Raw genomic sequence first — 4,980 nt, 5'->3', positions numbered from 1 at the left:
ACATGAAAGTGAGTATAGATTAAGGTTAAAGAGGAGTGTTTAAGTTAAAATGTTTTTCTAAGTCTATTTGAAACAGAAGTACAGGTACTACAATTAGAGAAGCTATAACTGCTGCTATTGTTCCAAAAATAAGAGCAACACCAAGACCACCAAACACAGCATCACCTGCAAGAAGTGTAGATGCAAGGATAATTGCTGCGGCAGTCAGAAAGATTGGCTTAGCACGTGTTGCAGCAGCGTGAGCAATAGCTTGAGCCTTTGGCATTTCTTTTTCATTCATAAGTGATTTAGTAAAGTCTATAAGTAAGAGTGAGTTACGAGAACTGATTCCTATTAGTGCAATAAATCCTATGAGAGAAGTCGCTGTTAAGAAGAAAGTATCAGCAGTAAATATATCCATAATCCAGTGACCTACAATTACACCGATGATAGAAAGAAAAGATCCTAAAAGAATGATTCCACTTAAAGTATAACTTTTATAATAAATTACCATTAGTAAAAAGATAAGAATAAGAGCAGCTATAAATGCAGCACCTAATTCAACAAAAGTATCTAGTGTTACTTCCATCTCTCCATCCCATATAATTTTATATATATCTTTAGTTGTCTTGTCCGTAAGTTTTAAGTTAAACAGACCAATCTTTTCTATCTTATACTTATCAGAGAATGTATCTATAATCATATTTCTAGCATCTATAAGAGGATAAACCTGAGAAAGCATATCAGTTTCAGCCATAACATTTGTCATCTGGTGAAGATTTTTACTCATGATAAGAGGGTTTGACTTTTTAGGATTAATACTTACTAACTCTGTAATAGGTATCATCATTCCTTTTTGATTCATAAGCTTTAAAGATGAAAGTTTTGCTGTTACAGCACTTATGTCTTTAGAAGTAAACCTCTTTGAATCTTGAGAAAGAGATAGATAGATAGGAATCTGATCATTATAAAAATCAGAGTTTTTAACAGATATCTGCATTCCTTCAAATGCTAAGTAAAGTATGTCATTTAACTGCTTGATACTTACACCTGAACGAGATACTTTTGTACTATTTACCTGAACTTCAAAGGTGTCATAAATCTCATCTTGCATAATATCTATATCAACTAAGCCCTCAGTCTTTTTAAATACATCGGATACTCTGTTTGATAACTCTCTTATCCCTTTTGCATCTTCTCCGTATACTTCAGCAACAATAGCTGCTAAAACAGGAGGTCCTGCTGGTGGTTCAACAAATGAGACAGCAGTATCTGGATATAGCGATCCACAGTTTTTTACAATAATAGGTCTAATACGCTGAACCATCATATATGAAGGCTCGCTTCTATCATGTTTTTTTGTAAGATTTAAAACTATCTCAGCAACGTTCTCTGAGTTTTTAAAGTGTGAACCTTTGATAAGTCCAGCAAAATCAAGAGGAGCTCCTATGCCTAAGAAAACTTCTATATCTATAACTTCGCCTTCTTTTTGAATATGTCCAACTATACAGTCAGTTACATCTTTTGTCTGCTCTACTGAACTTCCATTTGCAAGAGTTGCATAGATGTTAAAAGTATCATTGTTCTTTCCTGGAAGCATCTTGGCTAAAACCATCTTACTAGGAGCAATCATCATAACTGAGAGTATAAAAGCAATAAGAGTTATCATTAAAATAATTCTTCTTTGCATAGTACTTTGAATACTTGCTAAAATAGCATCTTCAAATTTCTTAAACATTAATGATCTCCTTTTTTAGAAAAATCCGGTCTTTTTAACATTCTAACTGCTAAGTAAGGGGTAAATATATATGCAACAAATAAAGATGCAACAAGAGCTACAGGAACATTAGCAGGGATAGGTTTCATAAACTGACCCATCATCTGACCAACAAATGCCATAGGAACCATAGTCATAATAATTGCTAGAGTTGCAATATTTGTCGGTGGACCAATCTCATCAGTAGCACGAACTATTAAATCATCTGCTTTACAATGAGCTGAATCTTCATCATGATAGTGTCTATGAATATTTTCAATTACAATAATCGCGGCATCTACTAAAAGACCAAGAGATAAAAGAAATGCAAATAGTGTGATTCTATTTATAGTTTGACCAGTCAAGTAAGCAACAAAAAGTGTAATAGCTAAAATAGCAGGCACTGTAAAAGTAACTATAAGAGACTCTCTCCAACCAAGAACAAGAACAAGTAAAATAGCGATAATAACGATAGATAAAACAAGATGAAAAACTAGCTCATTTACAGCTTCATTTGCTCTTTCTCCATCGTTTCTTGTAATAACATAACTTATTCCATTTTCATGTAAATAATCTTTATATGAAGCTAACTCAGTTTTTACTGCATCTGCAATAACAACGGCATTTGTGCCTTGAAGTTTTGATACAGTAAGTGTAACTTGATCTTGCAGAGGCTTAAATTTTCCAGCTTCATCTCTAACACTAATTTGAACCGATTTAAAGTTTTGAATATCATAAGATTTTGCTACATTTGCCACTTGGCTTAGGTAGATGGGAGAACCCATGTATTGTGCAACGATAATATTTCCAATGTCTTTAGAACTATCTATTGCATTTTTTACTCCAACCATAATAATTTTGTTGTCTTTAGTTCTGTTTTTTACAGCTGGAACACTATATGAAAGAGACTGCACAGATTGAACAATCTGACCCATAGACAGGTTATAACCTGAAAGTTTATGAAGATCCACTTCTATGTTAAACTGAGTTTTGTTTCCACCCTTTACTTCTGTAACCGCAACATTATGAAGACCATTTACATGATGCTGAATTCTTTTTACTTTATTATAAAGTTCTGTCTTACTCATCTCTTTGTTATTTGAGTAAAAGGCAACAGATACAACAGGAATATCTACATCTATATCAAGAGGTTTGATGATAGGATTCATTGCCCCTTTGGGAAATATATCAGAGTTTTGCATAATCTTGTCATATACTTTTAGATTTGATCCCTCTTTTTCTTCGCCTATAAAAAAGGCTGCATTAACGATACCGACATTATCCATAGCAGTTCCGTAGATATGCTCAACACCCTTAACTTCTTTTAGTTTTCTCTCTAATGGTTGAACGATTACTTTTTGTATCTCAGCTGCACTAGCTCCAGGAAGGGCAACTATAACAGTAGAACCACTAACCACCATTTGAGGGTTTTCTTCTCTTGGCATAACCATAAGGGCAAGATATCCGATGGCAAGTAAAGAGACACCAAGGACAATAGTAAGAGGATTTCGTAGAAAGCCTTTTGCTAACTTACCAGCTGAGTCAGTAGGTTCATAAGTTTTTACTTCAGTCATATTAAGGCCTTAGTTTATTTCTACAGTTGCATACATACCAGGATATACTGATTTGTTGTCACTTTTAAATGAAACTTTTATCTTAAAAGTGTGAGTCATCGGATTTGAGCTAGGGATAATTGCAGTAACATTTCCAGAACTTTTAATATTTAGAGATGGAATATTTACAATTACTGGAGTTCCATGTTCTATGCGGCTTAAGTTGCTCTCAGCGATTTCAGCCGATATTTTAAGATCACTTAAATCAGACAAGATGACAGCTGGCATACCCGGCATCGCCATCTCTCCGACTTTAATATTTTTAGCAACTACAACCCCTGCATTTGGTGCTTTGATATTTAGGTAGCTATATTGGTTAAGTACTTCTTGAAGTCTTGCTTTGGCAATAGATATCATATCTTGAAGATTAAGTGCTGCTAGTTCAAGGTTTTCTACCTCATATTTAGAAACCATATCTTTGGCAAGAAGTCTCTTATATCTGTCAAGGTTTAGTTTTATGTTTGAGTATTGGTTTTGATACATTTGAAGACTTAACTCTGATTGTCTTTTTGCAGAGTCAATCTCTCTTGAGTCAATAGTGTAAAGAACTTGGTTCTTAATGACTTTTTCACCTTCACTTACATTTACAGCTGTAACAAAACCCATAAAACGGCTTGTTATCATCTTTTGGTTATCTGAGATAACACTTCCAGATAGTGTAAGAGTCTCAGCTATAAGTGAAGCTCCAAGTGCTATTAGTATTAAAAATTTGTTCATTATTTGTTTTCTCCATTTGCTAATTTTTCTAAGGCGAATATACGCTCATTTCTTTTATTTTGTGCCATTTGTAGTTCTAATATCTTTTGAATTTGCTCTGATTGTTTGATAATTACATCACTCATTGAAGATAGTTTTTCTCTATATCTACCTTCGTAGTTAGTATAGATTTCATTTGCAAGAGTAAGTTCTTTTTCTAAAGAAGTTATCTCCGAGTTATAAGTATCTATCTCAGTTCTGATTTTAGCAACTTTAAGGGCTATCCCTTTTTTTGCTAACTCTACTTGTGTCTTTGTTTTGATTCTTTGGATACGAGATTTTTGAATCTTAGCTCCGTCAATTCCGCCATTGAAAATATTCCAAGTTAGTCTTGCTCCAACAGTGTAAGCTTTATGATCATCTGCATCTCCTAGAAATGTGTCATCAGCAGTTGATAGTTCTGCAAAAGCCCCAACCATTGGATAGTAAGAAGATTTAGACACATTAACGATACTTTTACGAACTTCAAGCCCAGCTGTAGCTCTTTGTATATCTATATTGTTTTTTAGTACAGCTTCATTTGTAAAGATAGCCATAGAAACGCTAGCAGAGGTTGTAGTAATATTTTGTATTTTTTGATTTAGTAAGAAGCTTATATAGTGGTATAGGAGTTTTTGGTTAGACTCCATCTGAAGAATTAACCTTTGTACATTTCCTTTTTTTGCTTGAACTTCTAAGAGGTCAACTTTTTTTGCATAGCCAACTTCTATCATCTGCTCTGTTGTATTTTCTAAGGTATTAATATTTGTAAGAATAGTATTTAGGTTTTTTGTAGAGTTACGAAGAAGAGCCATGTCGTAAAAACTTTTTCTGATTTGGTATATTTTTTCATTTATAACTTGCTTTTTTTCAAGTCTTTTTATTTTAGTCATAGAC

Annotated in this window: 4 protein-coding genes; all 4 read right to left on the bottom strand. The window is 33.5% G+C overall.

All coding sequences use genetic code 11. From position 1 onward, the window contains the following. Positions 1 to 25: 25 nt before the first annotated feature. On the bottom strand, positions 26 to 1,717 hold the full coding sequence (locus QZZ48_RS13980) for an efflux RND transporter permease subunit (RefSeq protein ID WP_294966872.1): 1,692 nt from the start codon (positions 1,715 to 1,717) through the stop codon (positions 26 to 28). Continuing rightward, positions 1,717 to 3,309: an efflux RND transporter permease subunit gene (locus tag QZZ48_RS13975; protein WP_294966871.1), complete on the bottom strand. Its 1,593-nt coding sequence runs from the start codon at positions 3,307 to 3,309 to the stop codon at positions 1,717 to 1,719. The genes QZZ48_RS13980 and QZZ48_RS13975 overlap by 1 nt, the downstream gene beginning before the upstream one ends. 9 nt (positions 3,310 to 3,318) lie before the next feature. Further along, complete coding sequence (locus QZZ48_RS13970; RefSeq protein ID WP_294966870.1) at positions 3,319 to 4,065, bottom strand: efflux RND transporter periplasmic adaptor subunit; 747 nt, start codon at positions 4,063 to 4,065, stop codon at positions 3,319 to 3,321. Then, positions 4,065 to 4,980 (bottom strand): TolC family protein (locus QZZ48_RS13965; protein ID WP_294966869.1); only part of this gene is annotated, 916 nt, incomplete at its 5' end. The genes QZZ48_RS13970 and QZZ48_RS13965, both read right to left, overlap by 1 nt.

This window comes from Sulfurimonas sp., from assembly GCF_016744025.1.
In the GTDB taxonomy this organism is placed as follows: domain Bacteria; phylum Campylobacterota; class Campylobacteria; order Campylobacterales; family Sulfurimonadaceae; genus Sulfurimonas.
This window is presented reverse-complemented; position numbering and strand designations above follow the sequence as displayed.